This is a genomic window from Leeuwenhoekiella obamensis (genome assembly GCF_055391795.1).
Genome location: NZ_AP029251.1, coordinates 1,742,746 through 1,760,269, shown reverse-complemented (window position 1 = coordinate 1,760,269; position 17,524 = coordinate 1,742,746). Strand labels below are relative to the sequence as shown.

Genomic DNA, 17,524 nt, shown 5'->3' with positions numbered 1-17,524 from the left:
TTGATAGTGAATTTTATGGGTTAAACCCAAAATAAAAAAGGAACAGCGCGCTGTTCCTTTTTTTGTTTTGTTATATCATACTTCTTCAAGCAGCGGATGATTATAAAAACGCTTGTTCTTTGCTCTTGAAAGGGCATTAGCATACGCCGCAAAAATAGGAGGAAAAGGAGGTTCGCCAAGACCAGTAGGGTCTTTTTCATTTTCTACAAAATGTACTTCAATATCTTTTGGCGCCTCATGAATGCGCATCATTCGGTAATTATGAAAATTAGATTTGAGCGGTGTACCATCCTTAAAATTCATCTTACCAAACATCACGTTACCTAGTCCATCAGTTACCGCGCCTTCAACCATATTTCTTGCTGCATCTTTATTGATAACGATGCCACAATCAGCGGCGCTATACACCTTGTCAAAAACCGGATTGCCGTCTTCTAACTTTAAATCTACCACATGCGCCACGTAAGAATTATGGCAAAAATAGGCTGCCACTCCACGATGTATGTTTTCTTTTGGCGAAAGCCAATTTGATTTCTCTTTTACCAGTTTTAGCACGTCAATAAAACGCTGCGCTTCATAATCATTACGTTCTCCCACGGGATTGCTGAGCGCTTTTTCAAAAAGCTCAATTCTAAAATCAATAGGGTCTTTACCAGCGGCAATGGCAACTTCATCTAGAAATGCCTGCTCAGAAGCTCCCATAAAGTTTGAGCGTGGCGCCCGGAAAGCACCAATGGTAATGTTTGAAGGGATTTCCCAACTTTCTACGAGATAATGCTCTACCGCACCAGCGGGAAACCTGTTTTCATGTACCGGACTTTCTGGAATACCGCCACCTTTTACATGATATGCGATTAAATTATTGTTTGCATCCAGCGCAGCCCTAAATTTAATATGATACGCCGGGCGATAAATACCGTAAGTCATGTCATCTTCTCGCGAGTAGACAAGTTTTACGGGTTTTTTAAGCTGTTGCGAAATAACAGCAACTTCAACTAACTCGTGCGAATATGCCCTTCTACCGAAACCACCACCCATGCGGCACATCGTGATGTCAATATTCTTTGGGTCCATTTTTAAGCGCGCCGCCACCGTTGACTCAGTGAATTGTGGAGCTTGCAATGGGCCAGCCAGTACTGCGCTATCCTCCTTTACATCAGCAAAAAAGTTAATAGGTTCCATCGCATTATGTGCCAAAAAAGGTGCGGTATACGTACTCTCTACAATCTTGGCTGCATTTTTAAAAGCCTCTTCTGGATTTCCATCCTGGCGTCTTACGGTACCTGGTTCACTGCTTTTTTGTTCCATCTTCTGGAGATGGTCTTCTGTGCTTTCCAGAGGGCCGGGTATCACACGCTCAGAGCGATTCCCAAACATATTCATCTTTTGAACATACTCACCAGATTGTTCCCACGTGGCATTTACCTTTTTCTTGGCTTGCATGACTTGCCAGGTACTATCTCCTACTACGACGATTAATTTGTTGAACGAGACCGTGTCAAATATGCTTTGTTCATAGTCTTCAGCATAAGTGTCAATGGTAAATATGTCTGTGATGCCGGGCATTTGCAATGCCTCAGTGGCATCATATGTTTTTAATTTTAACCCAAAAGCCGGAGGATGCATTACCGTTGCATACTTCATGCCTTCCACCTTATAATCCATCCCAAAAATGGGTTTCCCGCTAAGGATATCGTCTATTCTTACATTCTTTTTTGAGGTACTGATAATTTTGAAATCCTTAGGTTTTTTAAGGGGCACATTTTCCGGTACGGGAGTATTGGCTGCTTTTTCAGCCATTTCGCCATACGGCAATTCTTTACCCGAAGCGTGTTTTAAAATTCCGTTTTCGGTAGTGATTTCTTGAGCGGGAACCGCCCAAGTTGAAGCCGCTGCATTGATGAGCATCTGTCTTGCCGTCGCCCCGGCAGTGCGCAGGGCTGTCCACCCTTGTCTTACAGATTGACTTCCACCAGCAAATTGACGCGTGTAAACATCCAGGTCATAAGGTGCTTGCTCAACTACAACATCTTGCCAGTCAACATCCAGCTCGTCTGCAACAATCATGGGTAGTGATGTGGTTACGTTCTGGCCAAACTCAGGATTAGGAGCGAGGATAGTTATTTTGCCATCTGCCGCTATTTTTAAATATGCGTTGAGTTTATGTACGCCTTCTGGCACCGGAATCCCATCTTTTGAGAGGGGGTTAGCATGCATAAGCCAGTTAAAGCCCAGTAGCATTCCGCCACCTGCCAGCACAGATGACTTAATAAATGAACGCCTGTTTACTTCATTTTTTACCTCTTTCATACCCAATTGAATTAATTATAGTGTCTCTCCTAATTTTTCTGACATAAAACGCACTCTAATTTAATCAATTTGAGGCGCATTTGCCCGTAGTCCACTTGCTATCAGTAAAAATGGTAAGCAATACTGTAAAATGGTTTATAGTAAATATTTCTGATAAGGAGTATAATGCTTAGTCAGAGCAGTTAGGAGAGTAGGGTATTAATTGATTGTGGAATTTTCGATTAATCATTTCTCAATTTGTTGATTGGGTTAATTTAATCCTCTGAGCTTTGTTTCACTTGGTCATCTCACTTCTGGGATTAGGAAGAAGCTTTTTATTGCGAACTGCGGCTGAAGACTGCCTACTGAAATCATCACTTTTTCTAAATGCGATAGTTGAGGATTTTAAGTAATGCAATTGAGTTAAATAATTTTAACTGTGATAAGAATGACTAAGAACATCATCTAAAATATAAAAACGCATAGATGTAAATCAATTGGTTTTATTTGTATCTTTATGGTAATCAGTTAGTTTGATGTGTTTTGTGCTTGTGAAAAATCACATCAATACAAAGTGTAATTCATCAATATCTGACCATAAAATGGGATGGAAAAATTTAAAAAACGTATTCAGCTTACCATTATAACCGTAATTATAGTTCTGACGATTATAAGTGCAGGTTTGTTTAAGGTAAATAGTATATCTCATGAAAATGAACTGGCTGAAGAGATCGAGAAATCTTCGGAAAATCTACAGTATTTAAGTCAGTCAATTTTAAAAACGGTTTTGCTTCTTAAAATTGAGGAGAGCGAATTTGATTCTCTAGCTGGTAAAGAACTCAAGCGTTTATTGCCTGATTTTGATATGAAGTACAGTAAGTTTCAAAGTGATCTTAATTTACTTGTAGAGAGAAATAAGTATCTCAAAGATCCTTTGAAGATATATAATGCAGAAGCAAAACCTCTATATTCGGATATTTTAAGCGATGCCAAATACATATCAGAAAATAATGCGTATCCATATGATGTAGATGTTTTTACTTACCTCGAAAAACAAGACAGTAATGAAAAGCAATTTTTAGAGGCGATGCGCAATATAAGTGCAATTGTGCGAAGTAGCTCTGAAGATAGACTAGATAGAATATATAGTATTAATTATATCATTCTGGTTACCTTAATAATTTTTATACTCATCCTCTCTTTTTTGGTATTAACACCCATTTTTAAGAAAAGAATAGAAGACTATCAACAGTTACTTGAGGCAAAAGAGCGAGCAGAGGCTGCCAGTAAAGCGAAAAGTGATTTTATGTCTAACATGAGTCATGAGTTGAGAACGCCTCTCAATGGTATCATTGGGTTTACTGAATTACTGGGCACCACAGGACCGTCAGATTTGCAAAGAGAATATCTTCAAAATGTGACCAAATCTTCTAACAACCTTTTGGAGGTTATTAATGATATTCTTGATTTCTCTAAGATAGAGGCCGGAAAATTAAGGATAGATAAAATTCCATTTAATCTTCATCAAACTGTTGAAGATACTATTGATTCACTTTCAATTGAGGCACATAATAAGAACATAGAATTGATATGCAATATCGACCCTAAGTTACCTGTGCAATTCCTTGGTGATTCCATTCGCGTCAAGCAAATCTTAATGAATTTGCTAAGCAATGCTCTAAAATTTACCACTACGGGTGAAATTGTAGTGAGTATAGAGAAAAATGGGATTATCTATGAAAAGGAAAGCAGTAAATATCTCGATCTAGTAATTTCAGTTACAGATACAGGTATTGGTATTTCAGCAGATCAATTACAGAATATTTTTCAAAGTTTTACACAGGCAGATACCTCTACAACGCGCAAGTATGGTGGCACAGGACTTGGCCTTACGATATGTAAGAATCTAGCAGATATGATGGGAGGGAAACTGGAAGTAGAAAGTAAAATAGGTTCTGGTAGCAATTTTAAATTACACCTTACTCTTAAAGTGCTTAATGAAGAATACTCATCTGGGGTGCCTTTAAAGCCAAAGCTAAAAAAGGTTCTTGTAATTGATGATAACATAACAAACTGTAGATTGATGCGGGGAATTTTTGAATTTCTAGAAGTGCCTTGTGATATATGCTATAGCGGTAAAGAAGCGCTTACTTTATTGTACAATGCTAATCAAGAAAATGATCATTACGATCTTATCATCACAGATCATCAAATGCCCGAAATGGATGGCATAACGCTAGTAAAAGAGATAAAGGGAATTTTAAAAGAATCACCAGACCCTTTTATTCTCATGCTTTCTTCTTTAGAAAAAAGTCTTTTTCTGCGAGAGGCAGAAGATAGCGGTATCAATAAATTTTTATCAAAGCCAATTAAGATAAGCGATATCAAACAGTTGTTATCAAAGGTGTTTGCTCAAAGAGAGCGTATGGCAAATCAAGACCTTACAAAAGCAATAAGTTTTAAAAGCGAAACCAGAGTGGTAATCGCAGAAGATAACAAGATAAACATGATGCTTTTAAAACGCATTCTCACTTTGATGAATATAGAGGTGATCCCTGTAAATAATGGGGTGGAAGCCTTGCAAGTAACTCTAGCCCAAAATCCGGATCTCATTTTTATGGACATTCATATGCCATTTATGAACGGTTATGACGCTACACGAGCGATCAGAGCATTACCGGGAGAATGTAGTAATGTGATAATTATCGCGCTTACGGCAGATGCGATGATACAGGATAAAGAAAAATGTATGGCCGCTGGCATGAATGATTTTTTAGCAAAGCCGTTTAGAACCATTCAGATCGAGCGTATGTTGAGAAAATACCTCTCTTCTCATTTTGTGAGCAATGCTTCTTAATATCTCATTTGTTTTTTGGCTGCAGCCAAAAGAATAAAATCTGTACTTCAAAAGGAAATTGTACTTGTGAAATATCTGAAAAGTCTTCTTAAATATTTGTTTGATAGAGTAGTAGGGTGATTATTTGTTATCTTTAGAATTAACAAAAAACTCCAAATCATGATCAAGTATTTTTTAATCTTTAATCTCAGTTTAGAAGGAGATTATAAGAATTTCTACAAGCAGCTAGAGCGTCTACGGGCGGTAAAAGTTCTCGATTCTATTTACTGCATCAAATACAGAGATTTTAAAACCAATGAATTGCTTCAATTCTTTCAAAAGTTCTTAGGTAAGAACGATGGGTTACTTGTCGTGAAATCTTCGCTTTGGGTAGGCAAGAATTTGATTGAAACGCCTAATGGTTTATAAGATCTGTAATCCTCAATCGATATAATTTAGCAATTCAGTTTTTAAGTAATAGCATTTTGTTTAAAACAGGATTACTGTTACTAATATTCTTGTTGTATTAAAATCAATGTAATTAACCGTCTGTTAATCTTTTTGTTGACTCGTCGAAAATTATAACATAAACCGATTTATTTCTAATAAAAATGTTATTTATGTAAAAGTTATATTCATCAATCATCAAAAATAGAACGTTGCTATGACCCCAAGTATCAACAATCTGTCTAAGGCGAGCGTGCGTTTTGGTTTCGTCTGCTTACTTCTATTTACAATTAGTTCTGCAGATACTGTTTTGGCTGTAGCCAAAAGAAAAAATGTATCTCAACTTACTCCTACATCTAGCAATACTTTTGACAAAAGTCATGGACAAAATGCCCCTAGATTTTTGTCAAAACTAAATGATTCTATTGCCGGTAGAAGTTTAGCAATAGATACAGACGGTGATGGAGTTGATGATACTATTGACCTGGACGATGACAATGATGGTATTCTTGATGAGGACGAATCTGTGTATGTCGTTAGAAAATTTAATTATCAGGGCACAGATCAAACTTTTATAGTTCCTGCAGATGTTGAGCAAATTGAGGTTAAAGTTTGGGGAGCTGGTGGCGGTGGTTCAAATTATCAATCTAGGTATTCTACAGGTGGAGCAGGCGGTTTTGTTTCGGGTTTTCTTGATGTTTCGGCAGGAGAAACATATACGGTGATGGTGGGCCAAGGTGGTGTATCAGACAATAATGCTACCCGCGGACCTATTTATGGTTTTGGTGGTGAACGCACCGCACATTATTATGGTTCATTTGGCGGTGGATTATCGGGTTTATTTACAGGAAGCGCTACGATAACAGAAACTAGTCAGTCACGCGCGATTCTAATTGCTGGCGGTGGAGGAGCAGGAGAACGGAGCACAATTTTTACAACCATTGGCGGTCAAGGAGGAGATGCGGTTTATGGAGGCGGTAGCTCTACAATGCATGGCGGTAATGATACCTTTGAGTACGGCGGTGGTGGTGGTGGCGGATATTCTGGTGGACTAGCAGAACAAACCCGATTAAGTACCGACCCAGCTAATGCAGAACATGGCGAAGGTGGAAGCAATTATATTGATCCTGCTGTGACTTTTTCTTCATCTCTGTCAACGGCAGATCTAAGTACGTATCCAGATCCGTATGCAATCTCAATAAATAATCCTCCTAACACAACAGATGTGGACTATGTATATGGTGTGGGTGTGGGAACGAGCAACTCAAATGCGAGTGGAGGTAATGGTCTGGTAGTTATTCGTTATTTGGTCAAGGTCGATACAGATAATGATGGCATACCAGATTTTCAAGATCTTGACAGTGATGGAGACGGTTGTAGCGATGCTAATGAAGCTTATGGCGATCCGCAAGCAGATGGAGGAGATTCGGGAATTTTTGGGGCGGGAACTCCAACTTTAAGCAATGGAGGTGTTGATGCAAATGGATTGGTAATCGCCGCTGGAATAAATACTGCCGGCGATGCTTATACAAATACAATTCAAACAGTAGATGGTAAGAATACTTTTCAGCAAGGTATGATGCTATCAATACTTACAGATCCTTTTAGTCTCACTGCAGAAGAGGGTTCTGATGTGCTTTTTTATGCAAGAGGTAGCGCAACGCCAACAGCTACAAATCCGCCAACTACAACAACCACAGAATTGACCTTCGCCTGGCAAGTAAGTACAGATGGAGGTAATACATATTCATTTTTGCCTAACGGTTATGGGAATAGTAACAGCGGCGATCCGGCATTTTTAAAATTAGAAAACGTCACCGCCTCAATGCATGGCAATTTGTATCGTGTATTATTTTTCAGTAGCTCAAACACTTGTTTTGAAATTTCCTCTCCTGCAACATTAAATGTTCTAGCGAGTGTGCCTTCTTTGTCACTAGAAAAGTCGGCTACTTTAAATGATGAAAATGGAGATGGTTTCCCGCAAGCAGGAGAGACTATAACATATGATTTTACTATAAACAATACTGGCGACCAAGATCTGTCAAACATTGTTATTACTGATGCTCTTCTGGGCGGAGATATATGTACTATACCATTTTTAGCCGCTGGCGCCACCTCAAGTTCATGTAGCGCTACCTACACGTTGACGCAAACAGATATTGATAATGGATTTATAATTAATCAGGCACAAGTTACCGCTGAAGACGGTTCAGGAAATATAATTGATGATCTATCTGATGATCCAGAAAAAACTACAGATATTGATGACAATGCAGACGGCGAGCCTGACGACCCCACGACAACACTTTTGTCAGCAAATCCCAAGATGCTACTTTTTAAACGAGGAATTTTTAACGATGAGAATAGCGATGAATTTGCGCAACCCAGAGAAACGATTAGTTACTTCATTGAAGTCATAAATACAGGAAACGTAACGTTAGAGCAGATTCACATTAATGATCCATTGTTAGGAGGCGAGATAGGTTTGATACCTAGTTTAAGACCAGATGAAGTTTTTAATTTACCTGTCTTAACGTATACAATTCAGCAAGAAGATGTTGATAATGAAGAAGTTTTTAATCAGGCTTACGCCGAAGAGAATTCTCCTGCGGGCGCTGTAGTTATCGAAATTTCGGACGACCCTGATGATGTCACAGAAACTGATCTAGATAATGATGGTGATGCTGATGATCCCACGATAATTCGTTTAAATGCAGAGCCAGCCTCTATCGAGATCTTCAATGCGCTTACGCCAAATAATGATGGACTGAATGATTATTTTAAGATCAAGAACATCTCTGATTATCCCGATAATAATGTGCAGATTTTCAATCGATGGGGCGTGCTGGTCTGGGAAATTGAAGGTTATGATGAAGACCAAAACATTTTTAAAGGAATCTCAAACGGTAGAGCCACTATAGCCAGAGGCGAGCGTCTACCATCAGGAACTTATTTCTATGTGATCGTTATTCGGGATGCTTCATTGCCTGAAAACGAAGAGACCTGCACTGGATATCTATATATCAATAACTAAGTGTTTTGCGATGAGAATTTCTGATGTCTTCGGTTTTTTAGTTTGTGTAGTTTTGAGTTTTTCTTCTAAAATTCAAGCTCAGCAAGACGCGCAATACACGCAGTATATGTATTCCACGCAAGTGATAAATCCTGCGTACGGAGCATCTCAAGAATTTCCCACAGTTTCGCTTTTAGCAAGATCACAATGGGCAGGAATTGAGGGCGCGCCTAAAACGGGAATTCTTGCTACTAATGTACCTTTGGGAGAACAGCAAAAAACGGCTTTGGGCATTTCGGTAGTTCATGATGTGATCGGGCCGGCGACGCAAACCAATTTATCAATTGACTATGCTTATAATCTCAAGATCAATAACCAATATAAACTCGCACTAGGTTTAAAGGCTGGAGCTGAATTGCTGAATATAGATTTTAATAAACTTAAGGTTGATGATGCAGGTGATTTTTTTGAAAGCGCAATAGATCAAAATCTGCAACCACAAGTTGGTGCAGGGATTTACTTTTATGACAACCGTTTTTATACGGGGTTTTCGGTGCCTAATGTATTACAGAATTCACATTTTGATGATCAGGATAACGCTATTGAGAAAAATCGTCAGCATTATTATCTCATGCTGGGATATGTCTTTCCGATTAATGAGAATATTAAGTTTAAGCCAGCAACGCTTTTTAAGGTTGTAAATGGCGCACCGTTGCAATGGGATTTTTCAGCTAATTTTCTTTTTTATGACAGACTTACTTTTGGGGCGGCTTACAGATGGAGTTCGGCGGTGAGTTTGCTTGCAGGTTTTCAGGTGATAGATCAGATTTTTATAGGAGCAGCGTATGATCATGAAACCACCGCTCTTAAAAATTATAGTAATGGTTCTTATGAGGTTGTCGCCAGGTTTACCATTTTCAACAAGAGAAATTGTGCCTGCAGTCTTAAGCCTAGGTTCTTTTAGCGTAAGCTAAAACCTATTTATCATTTTACAGAATAACTGATATATTTGAGCGCTATCGAGCAATTGTAAATGACCGCAGACAAACGATTTTTTAAATATCTCAAAACTGGCGAGGAGGAGAAGCGCTGGGGAATGTACGTTACCGGTGCCGGGCATATACAGGTGCCTAGAGAGACAACATATCCTTTTGTGAGCGATCCGCAGCATCACTATTTTCACTTCTCAATGGGGCGCCGGCTTAATGATTATCAAATAATCTATATCACAAAAGGTCGCGGGATTTTTGAGTCGGAGGTTTCAGGGAAGCACGAGATCAAAGCAGGAGATGCGTTTGTACTTTTTCCTGATGTGTGGCATACCTTCAAACCTGATGAAGAGACGGGTTGGGATGAATATTGGGTAGAATTTAATGGAGATCTGGTAGAGCATTTTGTACAAAACAATTATTTACAGCCAGAAAATCCGGTGATCTCTATCGGGATAAGCAATCAGGTTGCGTCAAATTACCTCAAGATCATCGCGGCGATCAAAGAAGAAAAACCCGGTCATCAATACATAACATCTGGAATTGTCGTGCAGCTGTTAGGGCAGATCATTTCGGCGATCAAGTTTCAATCTCTAGAAGGCAGGGAGATCGAGGATAAGATAAAACTCGCCCGCCTCAAAATGCTCGAAAATCTTGAAATGCCCATCAAACAAGAAGATATAGCGCAAAGTCTAGGTTTGGGATATTCGGTATATCGCAAGAAATTTAAGGAATATACAGGCCTTTCGCCAGCGCAATATCATATTCAGTTGCGCATACAGACGGCAAAAGATCTTCTTACCACCACAAACATGAGCATTAAAGAAATTGCTCATAAACTCAGTTTTAACAACAAGGATTATTTTTTCAGACTGTTTAAGCAAAAAACCGGTTGTACACTTTCAGAATACCGGGAGCAGAATCTGGGTTGAGGTTTTCTTTTTTTGGCTTAAAGCCAAAATGTGCCCGCCATGATACTTTTACTTCTTATTGTCTATATCAAAAAATGCAGTGAAAATATCATTTTGTGCATAATGCGCTTTCTTGAACCTATTATTTTGCAGTCTATAAAATTTCTTGAAATACCTGTGATCTATGCTTAAAAATAGCTCGAAATATACCAAAGTGTTATTTGTTGTGTTAGTGCTTTTCTCGGAAGCGATATTTCCTCAAACCGCCACTAAAACTGATGATTCTCATGTTTTAAAAGTGAAGATAGAAGATGGCTTTTGGGGGCCAAAAATTCAAACTTGGCGTTCTAAAACCATCAATGATGTTTTTGACAAATTTGAGGGGAAATACAAATTAGAGTGGCGCTTAGGGGAAGAGTATGAGCGAACCAAAAAGCGTCGGGATGCTTTTGAGAATTTTGATCTTGTGGCGCAAGGAAAACGCGATATTGGGGAGCATAACGGTCCGCCGTGGTATGATGGCTTAGTTTATGAAACCATTCGTGCAGCGGGAGATTTTCTTAAAAATTACGAAGACAAAGCGCTTGAAAATCGGGTGGATGGCTACATAAAAAGAATCGCTGCTGCCCAGCAATCTGACCCTGACGGATTTTTAAATACCTATACCCAACTCATAGAATCTGATCATCGCTGGGGTCGTGATGGCGGATTTTTACGCTGGCAACACGATGTTTATAATGCCGGAATGCTGATCGAGGCTGGTGTTCATTATTACAAGGGAACCGGTAAGACTCAACTGCTAGAAGTTGCTGTGAAAATGGCAAATCTCATGCATGATCTTATGGGGCCGGCGCCTAAGTTGAACATCATCCCAGCACACGCCGGGCCTGAAGAAGCCGTGGTAGATCTGTACACTTTGTTTAGAGATCATCCCGATGTTAAGTCTAAAATTGAGACAGCGGTTAATGAGCAAGATTATAATGATCTGGTAACATTCTGGATCGAGGGAAGAGGCGATCACGTGGGTTTACCAGACTGGAATGCTTGGGGAAATGGCAAGTCTGATCAATGGATCAGAGACAATAAATATGACGATCCGAAATTTGGTGATCATAATAGGCCAACCTTTGGTGATTATGCACAAGATTCAATCCCCGTTCTAGAGCAAGAAACGATAGAAGGTCATGCAGTGCGAGCAACGCTTCTCGGTACAGGAGTTACTGCGCTCGCCATGGAAAATGATGACAAGCGATATATAAACACGGCAGAGCGACTTTGGGACAATATGGTGGGTAAAAGAATGTCAATTAATGGCGGAGTGGGAACTATCGCGTTTGATGAGAAATTTGGGCCAGATTACTTCCTGCCGAACGACGCTTATCTAGAGACTTGTGCGGCTGTGGGTGCCGGTTTTTTTAGTGAGAAAATGCATGAACTCACTAAGGAAGGTAAATACATTGACGCCTTTGAACGCGTGCTTTATAACAACGTACTCTCAGGGATATCGCTGGATGGCGACCGTTATACTTATGAAAATCCGTTAGTGAGCGAGCATCATCATAGATGGGATTGGCATGATTGCCCATGCTGTCCGCCTATGTTTTTAAAAATGGTTTCGGCGTTGCCAGATTTTATTTATTCCGCTGCCGCGAAAAAGATCTACGTAAATCTATTTGTGCAAAGCAATGCTACTATTCAACTAGAAGAAGCAGGAGAAGTTGCGATCAAGCAAACCACTGAATATCCTTGGAATGGCATGATAAAACTTGAAGTAAACCCTGAAAAACCTGAAAAGTTTGCTTTGGCGATCCGCATCCCAGAATGGGCGAGAGGCGAGGAGAATCCTTATGGGTTGTACGAATCAGATTTTGTGGGAGGTTATACTGTGCGGGTAAATGATAAGACGGTTAAGACAGCAATTGTAGATGGGTATATTTCGCTACAGCGAAAATGGAAAAAAGGCGACACAGTAACGCTAGATCTACCTATGCAACCGCGATGGGTAACTGCAAACGAAAAGGTGCAAGACTTAAAAGGAATGGCTGTTTTAGCTTCTGGGCCGGTGATCTATGGCTTTGAAGAAAATACAAATACAGATCTTGAAAGTTTAAAAATAGATACCAATGCGGCATTGAATCTATCTTATGACAAAGATGCGCTGGGCGGAGTGAATATTATTACAGGAGAAGCAAAGCAAGAAGGAGAGATGTCAACTTTTACTGCAGTGCCATATTTTGCCATGGGTAACGCGCAACCGGGGAATGCTTATAAGGTTTGGGTTTCTGTTGAAGACTGACCTGAAATAGATCTTAATTCTTAAATGAGAAACATATAGTTTACTAAACTAGTTTTATCTTTAAATTCTATTAAGAATCTAAATCTATTTTCGCTGTATATTTTATGCGACAATGAAGTATTTAATTGCAGAAGATGAAGTTACGTTACAAGAGTCTATTGCCAGATATCTGAGCAATGATGGTAATGTTTGTGAATTAGCTTCAGATTTTTATCAAGCAAAAGAGAAATTAGATCTATATGATTATGATCTTATCATTCTAGATGTAAATCTCGTTACTGGCAGCGGTCTACAGTTAGTAAGAGAACTTAAGGAAAAGCAGAATACAACACCTATAATAATTGTTTCGGCTAATAACTCCTTAGATGACAAATTGCGTGGTCTTGACCTAGGTGCCGATGACTATATTACAAAACCATTTCACCTCGCAGAGCTAAACTCTAGAATTAAGGCAGTCTTAAGACGCGGTAAATTTGACGGTGATGATTCTATTTCATTTAATGAGATAAGAATGGATACTTTGGCTAGAGAAGCATACGTTAATGAGAAACCCATTGTTCTTACTCGCAAAGAATATGACCTATTATTATTTTTTGTTACAAATCAAGGAAGAGTACTATCTAAGGCTATAATCGCAGAACACTTATGGGGAGATGATAGCGATCTGTTAGATAATTTTGATTTTATCTATGTGCACATCAACAATCTACGTAAGAAGTTAACAGCTGTAGGAGCAAAGTATATAAAAACCGCTTATGGAAGCGGTTATAAATTTATGGCCGATTAAAAATAAAAAACAAAATAAAACAAGATTATTGAGAAAGGCATCAAAGACCTTTCTCATTTCTAGCAGTATAATATTATTACTCTCTGCTACTGCATTGATATTCTATACTCGTTATCTTCTAAAGCATGAGATCGAAGAAGAATTATATTCTAGTAAAGATAGATTAGAGCGATCACTTATAAAGAATCCAGACCATCCAGGTATTCCGCCTATAATGTCTGTAAAAAAAGTGAGCTATAGCGAAAGGGAAACACTTAAAGATACTGTGATCTATGATCCATTACAAGATGAGGAAGAATTGTTTAGGCAACTTTCGGGCACTAAGGTTATAAACGGTCAAAGCTATAGAATAGCCGTAAGGGTCATGGTTATTGAGTTTGAGGATATTTTATCGGCAATACTCATTAGCTTTTTACTGGTAATATTACTAGGATTCATATTTCTGTTTTATCTCAACAAATCTCGAAATGAAAAATTATGGGAACCATTTTTCGCTAATCTTGAGCGACTAAAGGCTTTTTCTCTTACATCAGATAGACAAATTCAATTTGTAGAATCTAATATAGTAGAGTTTAATGAACTTAATCTTGAAATAGAACAATTAACCACTAAAGTAAGAGCAGATTATAATAATTTAAAACAGTTTACAGAAGACGTTTCTCATGAGATCCAGACACCGCTTGCGATCATGCAAGCTAAGATCGAAACCTTTATAAATAATAATAAAATAGACGAATCTCACTTTGAAGAGATCGCCTCTTTGCAAGAAGACATACAGCGGTTAAAACAATTAAATAAACGACTAATTCTTTTAGCGAAAATTGAGAATAATCAATTTGTCTCAACAGAGGTTGTAGCTATGAATGCGATTGTAGATAATAGCATTTCAAACTTTTGCGAAATTCTAGACAAAGAATTTACGGTTATTAAAGAAGCGAATGTTGATGTTATCATGGATAAATATCTGGCACAAGTACTAGTTAATAATCTTATTTCTAACGCTATAAAATATTCAGAAACTGGGGAGCCCATAACTGTAACGTTTAAAAAAGATGAACTGCTTATTGCAAACTGTGGAGCAGAGCGAATAAGAAATCCAGAAAAGTTGTTTGAACGTTTCTACAAAGAGGCAAAACAAAGTGACTCCATAGGTTTAGGTCTTGCAATCGTTAAGAAGATCTGTGATCATTATGGTTTTGTTCCAGGTTATCACTTTCGTGAAAAGGAAGCACAGACGTACAAAACGGGACAACATATATTTAAAATAAGTTTTAATTCTAAGATTTAAGAAAGTCCTGAAAACATCTTTAAAATCTCTTTAGAAAACCGATTTACTTTAGCCTCAAACAAGTAAACCATGCACAGATTATCTCTCAGAATCTTTTTTTTAATAATATGTATCCTTACGACGGTTACAGCATTAAGTCAAGAGACAATTACAATAGCCGGTCAGGTCATAGATAAAAATACTAAGGAGTCACTTCCGTTCGTAACGGTTTCAATTAAAGAATATACCTCACAAGAAATTTTAGGTGGTACAGTTACAAATGAGTCTGGGAGATTTACTATAGAGCAGCCCATGGGCAACTATGTGGTGTCACTCTCATTTATAGGCTATAAAACGGTAGAAAAACGAATTACCGCAGGTGGATTAAACCGCATTTTTGATCTTGGCAAAATAGAGTTAGAAGAATCATCTCAACAACTCGATGAAGTCACTTTGATCGCTGAAAGAAGCACAATAGCTTCTGATCTAGATAAGAAGACCTTCAGTTTAAGTAATAATCTTGCTCAATCTGGCGGCTCTGTTATGGATGCTATGAAGACTATGCCCGGTGTAGCATTTGATCAAGATGGTAAGATCATTCTTCGCGGAAGCGATAAAGTTGTTGTTCTAATTGATGGTAAACAGTCTAGTCTTACCGGTTTTGGAAATCAGAAGGGGTTATCTAACATACCTGCAGCTAATATTGAGCGTATAGAAATCATCAATAATCCATCAGCAAAATATGATGCAAATGGTTTTGCAGGCATCATAAATATCATTTATAAAAAGGAAAAACAAAAAGGTTTTAATGGAGATGTAGGTATGTCCTTTGGACTTGGGGCATTAGGAAAAAGAAAACAAGATACCCCCACAGATCTTGGTAGTTACTCGGTAAACCCCAAGGTAATACCAAGCCTTAATTTAAACTACCGTACAGAGAAAGTTAACTATTTCTTGCAAAGTGAATTCATTCTTCAGGAAGCGCTGCCTAACAATGAGTTTACTACTCGCTTTTATGATGATGGCAGGGCTATTTTATCGCAAGTGCCTGAAAATCGTAAACAGTTTAGAAGTATAATAAGTGGCGGTGCAGATTTTACCCTGAGTGATAATGACGCTCTTACAGTTTCTGGCATGTTTGATCGTGAGCGGCATATAGATACTTCTCAAGTGGCATTTGTAAACCTCAATACAAATTATAGAAATAGGCTTTACACCTGGCAAGAAGAAGAGATCACCAGTTTTATTAATGCAGCTGCAAACTATAGACATGACTTTACAGAGGCTGGTCATTTTCTTACTGTAGATATGCAATACACTAGAGGTCTTGAGGATGAGACATATTCATTGAATGATAGTTCTTCTGTGCGAGTAGGTAGAGATAAAACTAACATTAGAGCAATTGAGCATACTGCCAGTTTTGCTGCAGATTACAGCAGAGCCTTAAGCAATGGGAAGATAGAACTGGGAGCTAAAGCACGCTTTAGGAACTTACCCGTAGAGTATACAATAACACCCGGCAATCAATCTATAATCTATCCTAATCTAGGAGATTTTTCAAACTGGAAAGAAAATCTATACGGTGCCTATGTTAATTATCTTTTAGAAAAAGAGCATTTTGATATTGAAGCTGGTTTAAGAGCAGAGCAAACAGCTGTTTCCTATAAACTAGACCCTAAGAATACATATTATAATACAAATGATAAATATGATTATTTTGAACTATTTCCTAGTGTAAGATTTACCTATAAACTAAATAGTAGTAACAAAATATCAATTTTTTATAATCGTAGAATTGACCGACCAGGAGAACCAGAATTACGCATTTTTCCAAAATATGATGACCCAGAATTACTTAAAGTAGGTAATCCATATTTAAGACCACAGTTTACAAACAGTGCTGAGCTAGCACATAGATACTCATGGGGTTCAGGATCTTTTTTTACTGCTATATATTATAGGAAGATCAAAGGAGCGTATCAACGCGTTTATAGCATTGATGATAGTAACCCAGATTATGATATCATAAACCGTATTTACCAAAATACCGGACAAAGTAGTAATGCAGGGTTTGAAATATTGTTAAGTCAAGACATCACAGATCATTGGAAGTTCTCAACTAGTTTGAACTTTTATAAAAACAAAGTGTATGAATACCAAGGCACATTACTTTTTCCTGTTGAGAGACCATTTTATATCAATAGTTCTTCAGACAATGCAGGTGATCTTAAAGTGACAAATACCTTTGATCTACCTTGGGGTCTTGAGGCTCAACTCACTGGTCTTTGGTTTTCAAAACGTAATATTCCTCAAGGTGAGCAATTGGCAAGATCTTCGGTAGACATAGGATTAAAAAAGGCGCTGTTTAATAAAAATGGAGAGATCACTCTATCTGCAACAGATCTTTTTAATCGTTTTGGCTTACGCCAAAATATAACAGGAGAAAACTTCAATGCCATGTATCAAAATTTCTACGAAACTCAGATCGTACGTCTAGGATTTAAATACAAATTTTAAAGATTTTCGATTTAAAGATCGTCATCTTAAAAATTACTTTAGAAAAGCTTTTTAAGTTTAATCTACAAATTAAGGTAAACTTTAAAACAAGGGCTTATTAGGTAAAATTACTTCGTTTAAAGAGTGTTTAATTTTAAAAATTATTCATTAGGGAAGTATAATACTATTCATT

Annotated in this window: 11 protein-coding genes; 10 read left to right on the top strand and 1 reads right to left on the bottom strand. The window is 38.0% G+C overall.

Going from position 1 to position 17,524, the window contains the following annotated elements:
- Positions 1–75 precede the first annotated feature (75 nt).
- The gene (locus ACZ5L8_RS07830) at positions 76–2,310 is read right to left on the bottom strand and encodes a xanthine dehydrogenase family protein molybdopterin-binding subunit (protein ID WP_464440720.1); all 2,235 of its coding nucleotides are present in this window, start codon (positions 2,308–2,310) and stop codon (positions 76–78) included.
- A gap of 586 nt (positions 2,311–2,896) precedes the next feature.
- Between ACZ5L8_RS07830 and ACZ5L8_RS07825 the strand changes: the two genes are divergently transcribed.
- From ACZ5L8_RS07825 to ACZ5L8_RS07780, 10 genes are all read left to right on the top strand, one after another.
- Positions 2,897–5,146: a response regulator gene (locus ACZ5L8_RS07825; protein WP_464440718.1), complete on the top strand. Its 2,250-nt coding sequence runs from the start codon at positions 2,897–2,899 to the stop codon at positions 5,144–5,146.
- Positions 5,147–5,305: 159 nt separating this feature from the next.
- Entirely contained in the window at positions 5,306–5,554 is a 249-nt protein-coding gene (locus ACZ5L8_RS07820; RefSeq protein ID WP_464440716.1) for a hypothetical protein, read from the top strand.
- 235 nt (positions 5,555–5,789) lie between these two features.
- Positions 5,790–8,606 (top strand): DUF7507 domain-containing protein, encoded by a 2,817-nt coding sequence (locus ACZ5L8_RS07815; protein ID WP_464440714.1) that lies wholly within the window; start codon positions 5,790–5,792, stop codon positions 8,604–8,606.
- Positions 8,607–8,616: 10 nt separating this feature from the next.
- The gene (locus tag ACZ5L8_RS07810) at positions 8,617–9,549 is read left to right on the top strand and encodes a PorP/SprF family type IX secretion system membrane protein (RefSeq protein ID WP_464440712.1); all 933 of its coding nucleotides are present in this window, start codon (positions 8,617–8,619) and stop codon (positions 9,547–9,549) included.
- A gap of 69 nt (positions 9,550–9,618) precedes the next feature.
- The gene (locus ACZ5L8_RS07805) at positions 9,619–10,506 is read left to right on the top strand and encodes an AraC family transcriptional regulator (protein ID WP_464440710.1); all 888 of its coding nucleotides are present in this window, start codon (positions 9,619–9,621) and stop codon (positions 10,504–10,506) included.
- A 39-nt stretch (positions 10,507–10,545) separates the two neighbouring features.
- Entirely contained in the window at positions 10,546–10,677 is a 132-nt protein-coding gene (locus ACZ5L8_RS07800; protein WP_464440708.1) for a hypothetical protein, read from the top strand.
- The gene (locus ACZ5L8_RS07795) at positions 10,670–12,781 is read left to right on the top strand and encodes a glycoside hydrolase family 127 protein (RefSeq protein ID WP_464440706.1); all 2,112 of its coding nucleotides are present in this window, start codon (positions 10,670–10,672) and stop codon (positions 12,779–12,781) included. The genes ACZ5L8_RS07800 and ACZ5L8_RS07795 overlap by 8 nt, the downstream gene beginning before the upstream one ends.
- Before the next feature lie 112 nt (positions 12,782–12,893).
- The gene (locus tag ACZ5L8_RS07790) at positions 12,894–13,568 is read left to right on the top strand and encodes a response regulator transcription factor (RefSeq protein WP_464440704.1); all 675 of its coding nucleotides are present in this window, start codon (positions 12,894–12,896) and stop codon (positions 13,566–13,568) included.
- 28 nt (positions 13,569–13,596) lie between these two features.
- Positions 13,597–14,856 (top strand): sensor histidine kinase, encoded by a 1,260-nt coding sequence (locus ACZ5L8_RS07785; protein ID WP_464440702.1) that lies wholly within the window; start codon positions 13,597–13,599, stop codon positions 14,854–14,856.
- Between the two features lie 69 nt (positions 14,857–14,925).
- Positions 14,926–17,352, top strand: coding sequence for a TonB-dependent receptor (locus ACZ5L8_RS07780; protein ID WP_464440700.1), 2,427 nt, complete (start codon positions 14,926–14,928; stop codon positions 17,350–17,352).
- Positions 17,353–17,524 lie beyond the last annotated feature (172 nt).